At 66.2% G+C, this 15,664-nt stretch carries 9 protein-coding genes; 2 read left to right on the forward strand and 7 right to left on the reverse strand.

Going from position 1 to position 15,664, the window contains the following annotated elements; genetic code table 11:
- Positions 1-274: 274 nt before the first annotated feature.
- From AB0H50_RS14345 to AB0H50_RS14360, 4 genes are all read right to left on the reverse strand, one after another.
- On the reverse strand, positions 275-5,002 hold the full coding sequence (locus AB0H50_RS14345; protein ID WP_357451407.1) for a tetratricopeptide repeat protein: 4,728 nt from the start codon (positions 5,000-5,002) through the stop codon (positions 275-277).
- Positions 4,999-5,316: a CU044_2847 family protein gene (locus AB0H50_RS14350; RefSeq protein WP_357451410.1), complete on the reverse strand. Its 318-nt coding sequence runs from the start codon at positions 5,314-5,316 to the stop codon at positions 4,999-5,001. Before AB0H50_RS14350 ends, AB0H50_RS14345 begins: the two co-directional genes overlap by 4 nt.
- Before the next feature lie 382 nt (positions 5,317-5,698).
- Complete coding sequence (locus AB0H50_RS14355; RefSeq protein WP_357451413.1) at positions 5,699-6,424, reverse strand: helix-turn-helix domain-containing protein; 726 nt, start codon at positions 6,422-6,424, stop codon at positions 5,699-5,701.
- A gap of 33 nt (positions 6,425-6,457) precedes the next feature.
- Entirely contained in the window at positions 6,458-7,678 is a 1,221-nt protein-coding gene (locus AB0H50_RS14360; protein ID WP_357451416.1) for a helix-turn-helix domain-containing protein, read from the reverse strand.
- 891 nt (positions 7,679-8,569) lie between these two features.
- Here AB0H50_RS14360 and AB0H50_RS14365 point away from each other — a divergent pair.
- On the forward strand, positions 8,570-9,046 hold the full coding sequence (locus AB0H50_RS14365) for an HAD-IIIC family phosphatase (RefSeq protein ID WP_357451419.1): 477 nt from the start codon (positions 8,570-8,572) through the stop codon (positions 9,044-9,046).
- A gap of 51 nt (positions 9,047-9,097) precedes the next feature.
- Here the strand turns inward: AB0H50_RS14365 and AB0H50_RS14370 are convergent, their stop codons facing one another.
- Together AB0H50_RS14370 and AB0H50_RS14375 are read right to left on the reverse strand one after the other, a co-directional pair.
- Positions 9,098-10,687 (reverse strand): GMC family oxidoreductase N-terminal domain-containing protein, encoded by a 1,590-nt coding sequence (locus tag AB0H50_RS14370; protein ID WP_357451422.1) that lies wholly within the window; start codon positions 10,685-10,687, stop codon positions 9,098-9,100.
- Between the two features lie 101 nt (positions 10,688-10,788).
- The gene (locus AB0H50_RS14375) at positions 10,789-12,213 is read right to left on the reverse strand and encodes an MFS transporter (RefSeq protein ID WP_357451425.1); all 1,425 of its coding nucleotides are present in this window, start codon (positions 12,211-12,213) and stop codon (positions 10,789-10,791) included.
- A 102-nt stretch (positions 12,214-12,315) separates the two neighbouring features.
- Here AB0H50_RS14375 and AB0H50_RS14380 point away from each other — a divergent pair, with 102 nt between their 5' ends.
- On the forward strand, positions 12,316-13,218 hold the full coding sequence (locus AB0H50_RS14380) for a helix-turn-helix transcriptional regulator (protein WP_357451428.1): 903 nt from the start codon (positions 12,316-12,318) through the stop codon (positions 13,216-13,218).
- A gap of 176 nt (positions 13,219-13,394) precedes the next feature.
- Here AB0H50_RS14380 and AB0H50_RS14385 read toward each other — a convergent pair whose 3' ends face one another.
- The gene (locus tag AB0H50_RS14385) at positions 13,395-14,858 is read right to left on the reverse strand and encodes an NAD(P)/FAD-dependent oxidoreductase (protein WP_357451431.1); all 1,464 of its coding nucleotides are present in this window, start codon (positions 14,856-14,858) and stop codon (positions 13,395-13,397) included.
- Between the last annotated feature and the right edge of the window lie 806 nt (positions 14,859-15,664).

The raw sequence follows: 15,664 nt of genomic DNA on the forward strand, positions 1-15,664 counted from the left end.
GCGCCTTGCGGCAATGCGCCGCCGACTGGCATGCGGGACATATCACAATCCGGGGCGGTCCGCCGACCTCGACGTGCCTCGGGCCCCGGTTAGGTTGGCGGCGTATCGGATTCGAGCTGTCGGGGGAGGGCGCTGTGGACCAGGTCTCCGAAGCGCTGCGCGAAATGGCCGGTCGATTCGCGGAGTTGGCGAGCAAATCGCCGACGCCCGAGCGAGAAGTGACCGGCACACCGGGCTATCTGGTCACAAACCATCTGTCTGCCCGGGCCTCGGCCTACTCATCGATGAGTGAGTCCAGCCATGTGTCCAGTTGTTCGGATTCCTCGGCGGACAGCAACTCGGACACGTTGGCAAGGAAGCTTTCCCGCCCCGCCTGATCCCTCAGCCGCCGTAGTGCGTACAGGTTGTTTGCCGCTGTCTGTACATCGATTTGTGTGCGAAGCGCCAAGGCTTGGATATGCAGGCGGACCGCGGCGGTGAGCTGGTCGCGTTCTAGCGCCAGATCCCCCAGAGCCGAGTACGTGGTGGCGATGCCGACGCGGTTGCCGAGTTCCTCATCGATGGTGAGGGATTGCTGGTAGCGGTGTTCGGCTTCGGTGTAGTCACCCCCCAACTGGGCGAGCACACCCAGATTGTGGTAGCTGGTGGCCATGCCCGCGCGGTTGCCGAATTCCTTGCAGATGGTGAGGGCTTGTCGATAGCGGTGTTCGGCCTCGGCATAGTCACCCCTGGCCTGGGCGAGGGTACCCAGGCTTCCGTAGCTGATGGCAATGCCCGCGCGGTCGCCGAGTTCCTCACGAATGGTGAGGGCTTGTCGATAGCGGTGTTCGGCCTCGGTGTAGTCACCCCGCAGTTGCGCGAGGGTACCCAGCTGCCCGTAGCTGCTGGCCGTGCCGGCGCGGTCGCCGAGTTCTTCGTGGATGGTGAGGGCTTGTCGGTAGCGGTGTTCGGCCTCGGCGTAGTCACCTTGGTCCTGGGCGAGGACCCCCAGCTGGTGGTAGCTGATGGCCGTGCCGGCGCGGTCGCCGAGTTCTTCGTGGATGGTGAGGGCTTGTTGGTGGCGGTGTTCGGCTTCGGCGTACTCACCGCGCAACTGGGCCAGGACCCCCAGCTGGTAGTAGCTGATGGCCATGCTGTGGCGTTCGCCGAGTTCTTCGTGGATGGTGAGGGCTTGTTGGTAGCGGTGTTCGGCTTCGGTGTACTCACCGCGCAACTGGGCCAGGACACCCAGGTTGTGGTAGCTGGCGGCCGCGTTGGAGCGGTCGCCTAGTTCTTCGTGGATGGTGAGGGCTTGTCGGTAGCGGTGTTCGGCTTCGGCGTAGTTACCGCGGTCCTTGGCGAGGATACCCAGCTGCCCGTAGCTGCTGGCCATGCCCGCGCGGTCGCCGAGTTCCTCCTCGATGGTGAGGGATTGTCGGTAGCGGGGTTCAGCCTCGGCGTAGTCAGCGCGCAAGTGGGCAAGGATACCTAGCTGGTGGTAGCTGGCAGCCATCCCGTGGCGGTCGGCGAGTTCCTCACGGATGGTGAGGGCTTGTCGGTAGCGGTGTTCGGCCTCGGCATAGTCACCCCTCGACTGGGCGAGGATGCCCAGTTGGTGGTACCAGTTGGAGCGGTCGGGGGAGTCTGGCGGAAGTTGGGTCAGGGTGTGGTGAACAAGAGTGATTTCGTGGTCCCAGGCGCCAATGGTGTGCAGGCGTTTGCAGATTGCCTCGGTGATGTCGATCGCGGCGGGGATGTCGTCGGCTTGGATGTGGTGGTGGCGGGCTTCGAGCCGGTCGTGTAGGTCGGCGTCGCGGTTCTGGGGCCAGACCCTGACTCGCCATCTCCAATATCGGGCGGCACGCTGGTGCGCGGTCGCGTACTCCCTGCCGCGGTGGCGGTGGCGGAGGATGTCGTGGAGGGCCGTCGCTGTAGAGCGGTGTACGAACACCGAACCCCGGTCGGTGTCGATGCTGATCAGGCTCAGCGACGACAGCTGGTGTGTGAGAGCGGGCAGGTCGAGGTCGGTGGACACCGGTGGGCGAGGGTCAGCGTGGTATTCGGTGAGCGCCGGTGTGATCTCGGTGAGGATGTCGAGTGGAAGCTCATCGAGGCTGAATCCCTCAGCGGTGGGGTCGATGCCGTGGCCGGTCAGAATGGTGGTGATGGTCTGTCGCGCCTGCTGCCGGTCGGGTGTCCATGCTGCGTCGAGGTCGTCGGTGCCGATTTGATAGAGCAGGCCCGGGTGGTCGATGGGTTCGCGATAGACCGAGGCGCCGATCAGTAGTTGCTGGGCGGCGGGGGTGAGTTGGTCGAGGAGTTCGGTGAGCAGGATGTCGTCGGCGACAAGGGTGATCGCGGTGGCCACTGCCGCATCGAGAGTGGTACCGGTGGTGAGGGCGGGACGGGTGGTGGGGTCGGCGGCGAGCGCTTTCTCGAGTCGGGCGGTGATATCGCGGTAGCGGCCGACTCGGTTGCTCAGGAGAGCGTCGAGGTATTCCAGGCTGCGGGGATGCCCGCCGACCAACCGCCAGACATGGTCGAGTTCGGAGTCGTCGAGACGATCCAATGCCGGTAGCGCCCAGATCAGCTTGAACGTCTCCGCCTGCGACATCGGCCCTACCGCGTGAACCAGCAACCGCCGCTGTGCATTCTGGGGGAGGGTGAACGGATACCGGCAGGTCACCAACAGTCGGCTGCGGCCTGGGTTGTTCACCCACGCCGCCAGTAGCTCCGCCAGCGAGTCGTCGACAAGGCTGTTGGTGTCGGTGAGGTTGTCCTCGAAATTGTCGAGCACCACCAGCACGGGGAGTTGGTCGAAGACATACTCGCGCAGTGCCTGCCATCGGTCCGGCCACGGCTGGTCGACTCGGGTGAGGTATTGCAGTGCTTGGGAGACGCGCCGATCCGGTGGGGTTTCGGTCTCCATGGCGTAATAGCGGCGGATGCGACCGGCGACAGCCGAGAGGATGGAGTCGGTGTTGAGTTCACCGATTGCGACGACGACGAGTCGTGTCCAGCGTTGGCGGTGGACGAGTTGGGTGGCGAGGGTGGTCTTCCCGATACCGCCGAGCCCGTGCAACACGACTCCGGAGTACTGGTTTCCCGCCAAAAGGGCTGGCAGGGAGCGCAATTCGTGACGTCGCCCGACGAAATCGCCCGTCTCGCGCTCCACCAGCCCCGACACCATCACCGGTGCCGCCGAGGGCCTCGAAGCGGAGGATTTGCCGTCGGCGAGGGCCGGGGCGTGCGGGTCGTACACGTCGACCGCAGGGGTGGCGGCCAGGACGGTCACCACACTCCACTCGTCCAGCCCGGCGAGTAGATTCTCGCGGAGGACAGGGGAGTTCGACCATTGCTGGTGGACGACGCGGCGGGCTTCGGCGACCGCGGCGACCGCATCCGGAACGGGATGGTTGGCCAGATCCTGGTAGACACGAGCGAACAAGGCGGTCGCGTACCGGTCGGTGACCGAGGTTTCGGTGCCGATCACCACGCTTACCCCTTGCGTCAGCAAGGCGGCCGCAAAAGACGGAGCATCGGCCTCACTGGCGACATCGGTGTAGCAGGCGGCCAGACTGATCACCGGCGGCATTTTTCCTGGCGGGATCGCCTCGGCCAGTAGCTCTTTCGCTGTCACGGGCCGAGCGGCGCCGGTGTCGGTTTCCAATATCAGATGCCCGGGCTTACCGTGCCCGGACAGGTGCAGGATATGTGCCGGTGACTGCGCGAGCTCGGCGCGGATGGCGGTGGTGGTAGCGAATTCGACGATGCGGACTTCTGCGTCGCCTTGGCGGGCGCCCTTCACCGCTGCCAGTACATTACGCAGTTCACGCTCGTGGTCCAGGACCGTTCCGCCGCCCTCGGTGGGGGCGGCGATCGCCACCAGGATCCGCAACGGTCCCGCGATTGCCCGCACCGGTGCCGCTGGCGTCCGGCGATACAGGGTGATCAGTGGGTGCAGCGCCAATGGCTTCGATGTCACCGGATCTGGGAGCGCTTCCCATGGCGCCATGGCGAATGGACCCGGTTCGACTCCGATCCGCACCGGCACGAACGCCGCCGACGCCCTGATGAGAAGTTCGGCGAGTGCTTGGGAAATCGGTGGCGGCAGAAATGATTCCGCCGCCAGGGCTCCCGCGCGACGCAGCGACACGGTCCGCACACCGGTTTCCGGGATCAGCTCGTCGACGTGAGTACGCGCGACGGTGGTTTTCGCACGGCGGGCGCGTTCGCGATGGACATCGGTGAGCGCGCCGGCCAATCCGGGGCGGAGCCCGGAATGCGTTGCGGTGACGTCGATTCCGGTGCCGTGCAGGCGGACCTTGGTATCGCTGACGGTCAAGATGACGTCGACCGCGGCGGTCTGCGGTGGCGGTCCGGTCACCTCGATCCGCACGATCCCTTCCAACAGCGGCCGCAGATCCTCCACCCGCGCGATGAACACACTGTCACGCAGCCAGCCATCGGCGGTGTTGTAGCGCTGGGAGACAACCCCGATCACGTAATCGTCGGACTTGCGGCGCACCGGCCCGCCGCTCATGCCCTTGATCACCGCCCGGGATTCGAAGCGACCGAGGGGGACCTGATCATCGCGCATGGTGCCACCGGCCCACTGCCCGGAAGCGACCATGAATCGATAGCTGTAGGTGGGGTCGGGGACCTCCGATACCCCGGCCACCACCGCCGGTGTATCCAGTGGAATGAGGTCCGTGGCGGCCCATCCCTTCACCGACTCCGCCAGCGCGGTGGTCGAGGTGAGCACGGCCAGATCGTGCAGATCATCCACCCTGGCCACGGTTGCCTCGAACGCAGGCAGCGCACCCGACAGATCGTCCACCCGCACCACCGCGTCCTGGTAGCCGGCGCCGACCTCGTGCAGCACATGCGCTGCGGTCACCAATACCCCGGGCGCGGCCTGGAAACAGGTCCCCGCGGGCGCATTACCGGCGTAGAGGACGCGCCCCAGAAACCCCGGCACGCGCGCAGCGAGTGGTTCCGCGGCGGCGTCCGGGGTGATCACGGTCGATCGGTGTCGTCGGTGTGAGCGTCGTAGACGAGTTTGACCTTCAGGGTGGCATCGGCCGAGCCGCTGGCGACGATGACGTTGCCCTTCATCGAGAACCCGAGCCCGAACTCGACCTCCACACGATCGGGCCGGGTCTTCTCGCCCAGCTCTCGCACCGTGTTCGCGGTGGACGTCGCCGCAGCGGTGATCACGTCCCGCGCGCGTTCGAGCGCATCGATCACCCGCCCGGACCCGGTACCGGTGCTCGTCGGCTCGGCGCCGGGCACCTTCACCGTCTCCACGAGCACATCCACACCTCCGAATTGCATTTCGACCACCGGCCCACCGGCCACCGCAACCACCCCTCACCGAAATCGAAAATGCTTTGTTCCCACCGCTATCAGGCAGGTCGAGTCCTATCCGACGGACACCACACCGTACCCACTTTTCCCTTCGGCGTGCAGGGGTATCACCAACACCGACGACGGTCACGGCAGTTATTCGCCGCAATGTGTGACTCGCACTGAGAACCCCAATGCTGCAGTGGGTTTCGCTGCAAAGCAATCTCGGACGACCAGTCCGATTCTGCATCGATGCATTCCGACCGTGCGGCCGGAGAGGACTGATTTCGCCGTGCGAGTCGGCAGCGGAATCGTCGGGCTGCCTCGCGTGATGCCGCGCCCGCGCCAGGCCCGTCGAGCGCCCGCGGACTCAACGCAGGCGCTGCACGATTCGATCGGCCGTGTGCAAGACGAGATCGGAGAGCCCCGGCGGCGGGCAGGGGGTCAGGGTCAGCACGGCGACGACCGCCGGGCGACGCGTACCGTCGCTCGGCAGCGGCGCCGCAACGCAACTCAATTCGGGGACGCCCTCTTGGTGGACCGAGGTGGCGAATCCGCGGTCGTGCAGGGACATCGGCAGCCGGTGCGATCGCATGGCCGGTGCGACGGGTTTGCCGCCCGCGACGCGCAAAACGTGCCAGGCCGCGGTGAGCGGCGTGAAGGTCTCCGTCAGGTCCGGCGGCAATATCCAGCAGTGAGCGCCACGGGCGGCCGCGGTCACCAACCGGCCTTTGCCCCCGTGCAGCGAGTAGACGGCGGCCGCGTCCGCCGGACCGACCAGCGCGCGCACGGGATCGGCGGCGGCTTGGCTCAGCAGCGGATCGGGTTGCCAGCGGCGCCCGAGCTGAGCGGCGAGCGGGCCGATGAAATACCGCTGATCGATCTGCTGAATGGCCCCGACCGAGACGAGTTGTTCGGCGATGCGGTGGGTGGTGGTCTTGGCCAGTCCGGCGTTTCGGGCGAGTTCGCTCAGCCCGAGTCCGTCGTCGGACCGGCTCAAGACATCGAGCACAGCGAATGCCCGATCCAGCACACCCTGTTTGTCGTCGCCGCCTGCGACGAGTTCGTGCACACCCGGCATGGAGACAGTGTGCACGCCTCGGACGTTATCGCAGGGCAAACCCGCGGGTCATGGAGTGCGGTAGGTGCGCGCCACCAGCGCCGAACGCAGATACCAGAGCCCGGAGGGCTGCGACGGATCGAAACCGGTGAGCTGACCGATCCTCTTGAGCCGGTAGTCGACGGTGTTCGTGTGCACGTGTAGCACGCGGGCGGTGCGCTGGCGGTTGAGGTTGTTGGCGATGTGCCGTTGCAGCGTCTCCAGCAGCTCCGGGTGTTCGTCGAGCGAGTCCAGCAGTGAGCCGAGGTATTCCCGGCCGGGGCCGGGGCGGGTCAGCTGATATTCCAGCGCCAGCTCGTCGAAGCGGTAGAGACCGGCCACCGCTTGCAGTCGCTGCACCATGTCGAGCAGTTCGTGCGCTTGGTCGGCGGCGTTGGGTATCTGCTCCGGCGTCGCCTCGACCAGGGTGGCGGTGATGCCGACCTGCGCGGCCCTGGACAGCTCGGTGATCAGCGCGTCCAACTGCTCTTTGCCGAACGCGACGGACGGGATGAGGATGGTTCCGCCGTCCACGCTGAGCAACGACAGCGCGCTGCTGCCGCACCGGGTGGCCAGTTCGGCCTGCGCGCGGCGCAGCTTGCGCCTGGCTACCACTTGCCCGTCCACGGCCGGATTGCGTTCGTCGCGATGCTGCGGGATCGCGACCGCGATGACCGCGTACGAGGCGGCGATGGCGATGCCGCACTCGCGCGCCATGGTGGAGGTGCTGTGTCCACCGAGCAGCGCGGAGGTGAGCGTGTGCACGGCGGTGTGATGCTCGCTGACCACCGCGCGCAACTCGCGCACGTAGGCCACCGAGATCGCCGAGGTGATCTGGTCGAGCATTTCCACGACCATCTTCGCGCCGTCGACGAGGTTGCCGTAGTCCTTGGTCGAGGCGTTGGAGACCACCAGATCCAGGCCGATCTTGAAGCCCTCGTGGATGGAGTGGTGGATGGTGTCGATCGGCACCCCCTCGCGCGCCCAGCCCGCCGCGGCGTCCTGGAGCCGCTGCAATTTGGCGGGAATATCCTGCCCGTCGAGCATGCTGACGGCGAACTCCAGGCAGACCCGGGTGATGGTGGTGACGTCGCCACTGATCGCGTCGCCCGGTAGCGTGCCGCAGGGGACTACGTTCTCGACGAAATGTCCGACCATCTGGCGCGATAGGCTCCGGACATCCTGCAACGGCGAAGACATCGGTCGGCCGGACAGAGTCAAGCTCGGTCTGGCTCCACTGTCGACGGTCATCGGCGACTCCTTCCGCCCCGGGAAATTGCTGTGTGGCGCATTCACGTTAACCGCATGATCAATGGCGCGGAACGATTCGTCGGTTTCTGTGAGATCGCGACGGCACCGAAATCGGACCCTTGTGAGCGCTCACAGGTCACGAGGCCTCGACGTTCCTGGGAAATGCGGTTCGAGTCTTTTCCTGGTCAATTGTTCAGCTATCTGGGCAATGGGTCCGGGGCGCGTCTTTCGGGCAACAAATGGAGTATCGGCAATCGAACTCGCGCCGAAATCGGCTGGGACGCTGAGGGTGTCGACTTCCTCTTGGGGTGTTGTGCGCGGCGATCGACCTACCCGCCCGCCCGCGAGCCCGAGACAGGCGGTTGCACCCGTCGGGAAGTGCGGTGCATGGCCGCGTGGGGATGCGACGCACGCGTGTCGAATGGTCCCTGCCACGCGAGGATCCGGGGTGTGCACCGCCCGCGCCGACGGAATTACTCGCCGGTCGCTGGGTCTGCGGCGGGGGCGCGATGCGCGGGCTCACATGCACTCTCGCGCCCGCCGCCGGCAAAGGTCGTCCGCTCGAGAGTTGTAGCGTGCGGAATTCCGGCGCGGCCCGCGCAACTGCACTCCACGCCGAACGAGCGCTTGGTCGAGCAATTGGAGGGTACCCGTCGCGCCGACCGTCCCAGGGCGACAAGGTCGTTCGCGGGCAGCGAGTGCTGACGGTTTGCCTCCTCGGATCGAGTGGCGCTTCGGCGGGCTGGCGGTAGTATCACCCGGGCCGGACCGGCCACCCAGGAACCTGGGGCTTGCCCGGCACGTGTCGTGCCCCGGATGGTTGCAGTACCCCCGTCTGCCGGGCGCGCCGCGGCAGAGAAGGCAGCGATGACGAACCGATAGGGGCAGTCGATGAGACCGGCTCTGAGATGTCTTGTCTGGGAACTGGACAACACCTTGTGGGACGGTGTCGTGTGCGACGCGACGAGCGGCGCACCGCGGCCCGCGTCCCTGCGCACGTTGCGGACGCTGACCGACCGCGGCATCTGGCACGCCGTGGCGAGCCGCAGCGACCGCAACCTCACGCTGGAGCTGTTGTATCGGCACGGCCTCTACGAGATGTTCTCGGCGCTCGAGATCGGCTGGGGCCGCAAATCGGCCAGCATCGTGCGAATCGCCCGAACCCTGGGCCTGAGCCTGGACACCATCGCGTTCGTCGACGACGAACCGGTGGAGCGGGCCGAGGTGTCCCGCGCGCTGCCGCAGGTGCGCTGCTACGCGGCCCGCAACATCGATGTGCTGACCGCGCTGCCCGACTTCAAGCCCGTGCTCGGCACCGGCCCGACCCCCACGCCGCCGCTCGGCTTCGATCGCGTCCCGGTCTTCTAGCTCGGCCGCCGAGTCCGCGGAACCCGGCCTCGGCGGGCGAGTGGCGTCAGGTCAGGACTCCCGCAGGAACTTGGCGGCCTGCTCGCCGACGAACACGCTCGGCGCGTGCGTGTGTCCGCGAATGAGCAACGGCATCACCGACGCGTCGGCCACCCGAAGTCCTTGCACACCACGGACCTCCAGTCGCGGCGTCACCACACTGGCCGGGTCGGTGCCCATCCGGCAGGTGCCGACCGGGTGATACAGGGTGTGCGCGTAGCCGTTGATCGCCAGTTCGAGGGTGGCCTCCAGCTCGTCCGGCGCCTGCGGTGGATAGATCAGGCTGCCGAGCACCGCCTTCATCGCGGGGGCGTCGGCGATCTTCGCGCAGGTGCGCAGGCCGGCGAGCAGGGCGGCGCGATCGGCGCCCGCGGAGTCGGACAGGTAGCGGGGATCGATGACCGGCTTGGTCGTGGGATCGGCCGACCCGAGTGCGATCCGTCCGCGGCTGTGCGGGCGCAGCAGCACCGCCGCCAGAATGATGCCATGCTCGGTCGGATCGACCAGGCCCTCGTAGTAGAACGGGGCGGGCGCGTAGACCAGCTCCAGATCCGGCAGCTCCAGCTCGGGCTTGGATCGGACGAAGCCGTATGCCTCGCCGATATTGGAGGTGAGCATGCCGCGGTGGCGCAGCAGATAGTCGATCAGCTGGCGCGGTTTCCTGTCGGCGCCGAACAGCGAATCTTCGGCCACCCCATAGCCGATGCCCGCGACCAGGTGATCCTGCAGGTTGGACCCGACATCCGGCGCGTGCTCCACTACCGCGATGCCATGGCGGGCCAGTTCGTCGGCGTCGCCGATGCCGGAGAGCATGAGCAGCTGCGGGCTGTTGATCGCGCCGCCGCACAGCACCACCTCGCGGCGAGCGGTGACGGTGCGGGTCTCGCCGTTGTGCCGGTACTCGACGCCGATGGCGCGTTTGCCCTCGAACAGCACCCGGGTGGCGAGGGCTTCGCTGTGCACGGTGAGGTTGGCGCGCCGCAGCGCCGGGCGCAGGTACCCGTCGGCGGTGCTCCACCGCCTGCCGCTGTGCTGGGTCACCATGGTCTGGCTGAAACCGTTGGGCTGCGGCCGGTTCGGCGCCTCGACTTCGAAGCCCGATTCCTGCGCCGCCGTCAGAAACGCCGCGGTGGACGCGCGCGGGCTGCGCTGGTGCGAGACGTACAGCGGTCCTGCGGTGCCCTCGTCGGGGTATTGCGCGTCCTCGACGTTCTCGATTCGGCGGAACTGTTCGACCGCGGCGGCGAATCCCCACTCTTCACCGGCCAGCAGCGCCCATTCGTCGTAGTCGGCGCGGAAGCCGCGCACCCACATCATGGCGTTCATCGAGGACGACCCGCCATACGTGCGACCGCGCGGCCAGTACACCTGGCGGTTGTCGAGCTCCGGCTGCCGCTCGGTGAGGTAGTCCCAATCCAGTTCGGAGCGAAACAGTTTCGCGAAGGCCGCCGGTATATGGGCGAACTTGTCCTTGTCCGGCGGGCCCGCCTCCAGCACCACCACCTGGGTTCCGGAATCCTCGCTGAGCCGGTTGGCGATCACCGCGCCCGCCGACCCCGATCCGACGATCACGTAGTCGGCCGAGAGCTGCCCTGCTGCCATGTCCACTCCGATCTGCACCGCTTACGGCAAAGATACGGCCAACGAGCCCGCCCCGGCCCCGGTTTCGCGCAGACGCCGCCGGGCCGGACAGACTCTCGGCCTCACCGTGCCGCGCGGGACGCGAACGCGGCCGCGAGCAGCACCGTCGCTCCTTCCGCCATGCCGGTCACGCCGAGCGCCCGCGCCGCGGACAGCGTGGACGCGCCCGCGAGGCTCAGGAACACGGTTCCGAAGGAGGCGATGCCGACGACGATACCCAGCTGGACGTGCGTGACGAGAATGCCGCTGGCATCGGCGGCCACCGCGCGCGGAACGGCCGCCAGCGTGCGAGTCATCAGCGGTGTGAAGGCTAGGCCGAACCCCAGCCCCATCAGTCCGAAGACGATGAGGGCGAACGGGCCCGGCTCGGCGCCGCCGCGCAGCATCGCCGCGAGCACCGTCATGGTCACGGCGCCGAGGACGAGGGCGAGCGGAATCATCGCGCGGTGGAATCGATCGGGGACGCGCTGCCAGTTCAGGCTCGCTACGGCGAAGGTGGCCCCCATCGGCACGAACACCAGTCCCGCGTGCAGCGCGGAGTAGCCGAGTGTGTTCTGCAGGTGGATCGCCATGACGAACATCCAGCCGCCGAAGGTAGCCATCACCACCAGCAGTGTCGCCGCGGTGAGCAGCAGGCCCGGTGCGCGCAGCGCCTCCCGCGCGAACAGGGGCGCCCCGCCGCGACGGGCAACCCGGCGTTCGACCAACGCGAACGCCATGAAGCCGAACGCGCTGGCGCCCAAGGTAATCCACGTCCACGCGGGCCAGTCCTGCTCGGCGCCGAGCACCAGCGGTACCACCAGCAGCAGAACCGACACGGTGAGCACGATGAGCCCGGCCAGATCGAGCTTCCGATCGAAACGCGGTCCGTCGGCGGGCAGCACACGCGGCGCGAGTACCAGCAGCACGGCGCCGACCGGCACGTTCACCAGGAACACGCCCCGCCAGCCGCTGCCGAAGAGATCGGCGTCCACGATCAGTCCGCCCAGCACCTGACCGACGACCACGCCGCCGGAGATGATGGCGGAGTACACGCTCAGCGCCTTTGCCCTGGCCTGTCCGCTGAAGTCCCGCTGAATGACGGTCATCACCTGCGGAATCATCGCCGCCGCGCCCGCGCCTTGGACGAAGCGGAACACGATGAGCGACACCGCGTTCCAAGCCAGCCCGCAGACGAGCGAGGCGACGGTGAACAGCGCGAGGCCCGCGATGAAGGCGCGCCGCTGGGTGAAACGGTCGCCGAGGCGAGCGCCGGTGACCAGCAGCACCGCGTAGGCGATCACGTAACCGGCGACGATCAGCTGGAGTGCGGACCCGCTGGTGCCCAGCCCCGAACGGATCGACGGGATGGCGACATTGACGATGGAAGCGTCGAGCACGGCCATGAATTGACCGGTGAGGATGATGGCGAGAACGGCCGCGGCGCGCCACGCGCCGCGGGCCGGGACGGCCGTGTCGGCTGCCCGTGTCGGCAAGGTCTGGGTCATGGGATCGAGCTTGCGCGATCGCCGACACCGGTAACAGGAGCCCGACAAAACTAGTACTGGCACCACCTGGATAAGCCGGGCGCGATCGGTGAGGATCACCGTATGACCGATGCGGTGGATGCTCGCGCCCTGCGCAAGGCCCGGCGAAACGAGTTGGGCGCCTTCCTGAAATCGCGGCGGGCCCGCATCTCGCCGGAGGATGTCGGCCTGCCGCCCGGCCCGCGTCGGCGTACCCCGGGACTGCGCAGGGAGGAGGTGGCGCAGCTGTCCGGAGTCGGCGTCACGTGGTACACGTGGCTGGAGCAAGGTCGAGAAATTAATGTGAGCGTTCAGGTTTTGGAGGCGGTGGCGCGGACGTTGTCGTTGGATGCGGCGGAGAAGGCGCATTTGTACCGGATGGCGGATGTGCCGACGGTGCCTTCGGTGTCTTCGGGGTCGGCGTTGCCGGAGGAGTTGCAGGTGATTTTGGATCATTTGGAGCCGTTGCCGGGTGTGGTGTTGAGTGCGCGGTATGACGTGTTGGCGCATAACTCCTCGTACGAGGCCCTGTGCCCGGGATTTCTACTCGGCGAACGCAATGTCGCTCGCCGAGTGTTCCTCACTCCCGAGTGTTGCAATACCTATCACCGCAATTGGGATGATCTGCGCCGGATGGTGGGGTATCTGCGCGGCGCGTACGCCAAGAATCTCGGTGATCCGAGTTGGGAGGAGTTCATCGCGGAGTTGTGTTCGGAGAGTGAGAGTTTTGCGTCGTTGTGGGCGTTGAATGATGTGGCGGTGCCGGCGAATCGGACGAAGGTGGTGCGGAATTTGGCGGTGGGGGAGTTGGAGATGTTCTTGACGAGTATGTCGTTGCCGTCGGTGCCGCATGCGTGGATGCAGGTGTATACGCCGGTTGATGAGGTGGCGTGGGGGAAGTTGCGTGAGTTGTTGGCGATGAGTGAGGAAGAGCGTCAGGGTCCGTGGGTCGAGCACCGGGAGAGGTTTCACGCTATGGCGGGGTGAGTTCGTGTGTCGCGCTGCAACCGGGGCCACCGCGGGGAAATGCTGGAGGATTTCGGGGCTTGTTGTTGGCTCACGTCCGCCTCATGGTCGTTGGCGTAGTCGCCTTGCCGCCATCGGCGCAGCACGGCGAGTTGGTAATCAGCGTCGCCGAGATCGAGTAGCGAGTCACCAACGCGCTACTCTGGGGGAACCCAGGGCGTTGAGCTTCGTGAGCGCGTCCGCCGACGGCGCTCCTCGGTGACGCCGGAGTATCGGGCCGGAAGCAACGGGGTCAGATACTCGGTCATGAGGTTGCGCGTGCGCCGAATGCGCAAGCCCATATCGGCAACGAGCTCATCGATGTGGTGCGCCAGGAAAGGGCCCAACAGATATCCCTGCGGACTCGCGGGCAGGACATCGGGCAACCAGGCTCGGACACGGAGAATCTCGGCGTGCATCTCGTCGACGGTCGGAAGTGCGAGCTCGCCGCGGAAGCTCTGCGACAGCCAGTGGGCGGAAATTTCGGAGGTGAGCTGGCAAGCGGGTGATGATGCATAGCCGATCAAGCCGAGCCGATGCTCGGTCGGCGGGAGGATACGACGGTAGAGCTGGAGGTGGCCGTCGCGCAGAACGGCTGCTTCCAGTTCGGGAGCTAGAAACGGAAGGGATTGCCGCCACCCGGTCGCGAAAATCACCACATCGGCATCGATCCGATCGCCGGCGGCTAGCAGCAGTTCGTTGCCTTCCGGGAAGGTGGCGATGGTGTCTCGTCGCGTGAGCACACGGCCGGCGCGGGCCATCCGGTAGAACTCGGGCGCGACGCCGATATTCTCGATTCCCGTGGGCAAGGGTTTGTCGGGCACCATCGCTGCTGGCATTCCCAAATGCAGGCGAATCAACCGCGACATCACCTGCCAGATCAGTTGCGTCAACCTCTTGCCTGCCCCGTGTAGGAACTGCTCGATTCGGTTGAGACGGTGGTAGCGAAACAACGCCTCGTTCGCACGCGTTGTCAGCAAGCGGTCGGACGGAATCCGACCGAGCAGGTAGCGCGGAATCATCCAGTGAGGCTTGCGGAAGACGAGCGTGCAAGTGCTCGCGTGCGTGGCGGCCCAGGCCGCCAGGTCCAGTGCCGACTTTCCTGCGCCCACGACAACGACCCGCTGCCCTGTGAACAGCGCTGGATCGGTCGCCTGGCTGGAGTGAAGCAGCCTGCCAACGAACCGTTGCATGCCCTCGATCTCCGGTACGTGCGGCTCGGAGAAGACGCCGGTGCACACGACCACGAAGTCGAAAAGCCACGTGGTGAAATCGCTTCCGCTGCGGACTTCGACCTCGAATACCGGCCCTTGACGGGATAATGCGACAACCTCAGCCGACAACCTCAGGTGGGGTTCCAGGCGGAACCGACGCACGTAGGAGCCCAGATATTCACGTACCTGCGCTGCGGTCGGGAACAAGTCAGCCGAACGGCTGTAGGGATGATCGGAGAAGGCGTACGTCTCGCGGGAATTGTTCGTGCGCAAGCCCGGATACGTGCGTGATTCGATCCACACGCCACCAACCGCAGGTTCCTTTTCGAACACGACGACGTCGAACCCGTCGTCCCGCAAGACTTTTGCCGTCACCAGGCCGGCCAGGCCCGCTCCGATCACGGCCACACGTGCGCGTGTCACCGAAACCGCCGTTTCGACTCAAACAACTTGCGGGCCAACGCTATAGGTACACAGGACTTCATGAACGACCCTATTCCACGACATATGCAGGAGAGGTGCTGCAAGTCTCCGCCATGGGGCGCCTCCGGGCTAGCGGAGACCACTTGCGCACGCTTTGAACAGCCCCGAGTTCAGCGACGGTTCTTGCTGCTGACAGTGAGTTGGTGCAGTTCCGCCTCAATCACCCGAGCGGCGTGATGACATCCAATAGCATGGAGCGAAGCGATCCGCGAGACCACGGCATCGAGTCCATAAGCAGCAACGACATCGCGGAGAGTGATCCGGTGGTCGAGCACTCTGCGTACGGCCGCTGAGCCTGTTCCGATCGTTTTCGACGGCTCTTCTGGGCGGTGCACCGATCTTCCCCCTCCATGCATTTCAGATCGGTACACCGCCCAGAAGAGCCGTTCTGCAGGCCAGGATGCTCATTGATGACTCCTGCACTCCCACCCGCGCTGAGTGCAGCCGATCATCAACAACCGGCTGCACCGACTGCTCGTAGCGACGACCGATCAGCCCGCCACGTGTCGGCGCCCATCTCGCTGCGGAATACGACCTTGCGCTCATGCCCTGAATCTAAGGCGCGCAGATGGGCATGTCAACGCATCCATGTGCATCCATGTGCATCCATACTGGTTGTCTCATCGACGGCTGCGAGCGTGATCATTCAGCCGCGACAGCGCTGGAGGAGGAAGGGTCTGCCTCCGTTCTTGTCCAGTGACAATCAGCGCAGGTCGGATATGTGCATGAAG

Origin of the sequence: Nocardia sp. NPDC050793 (assembly GCF_040654065.1) — a bacterium.
Lineage (GTDB): Bacteria > Actinomycetota > Actinomycetes > Mycobacteriales > Mycobacteriaceae > Nocardia.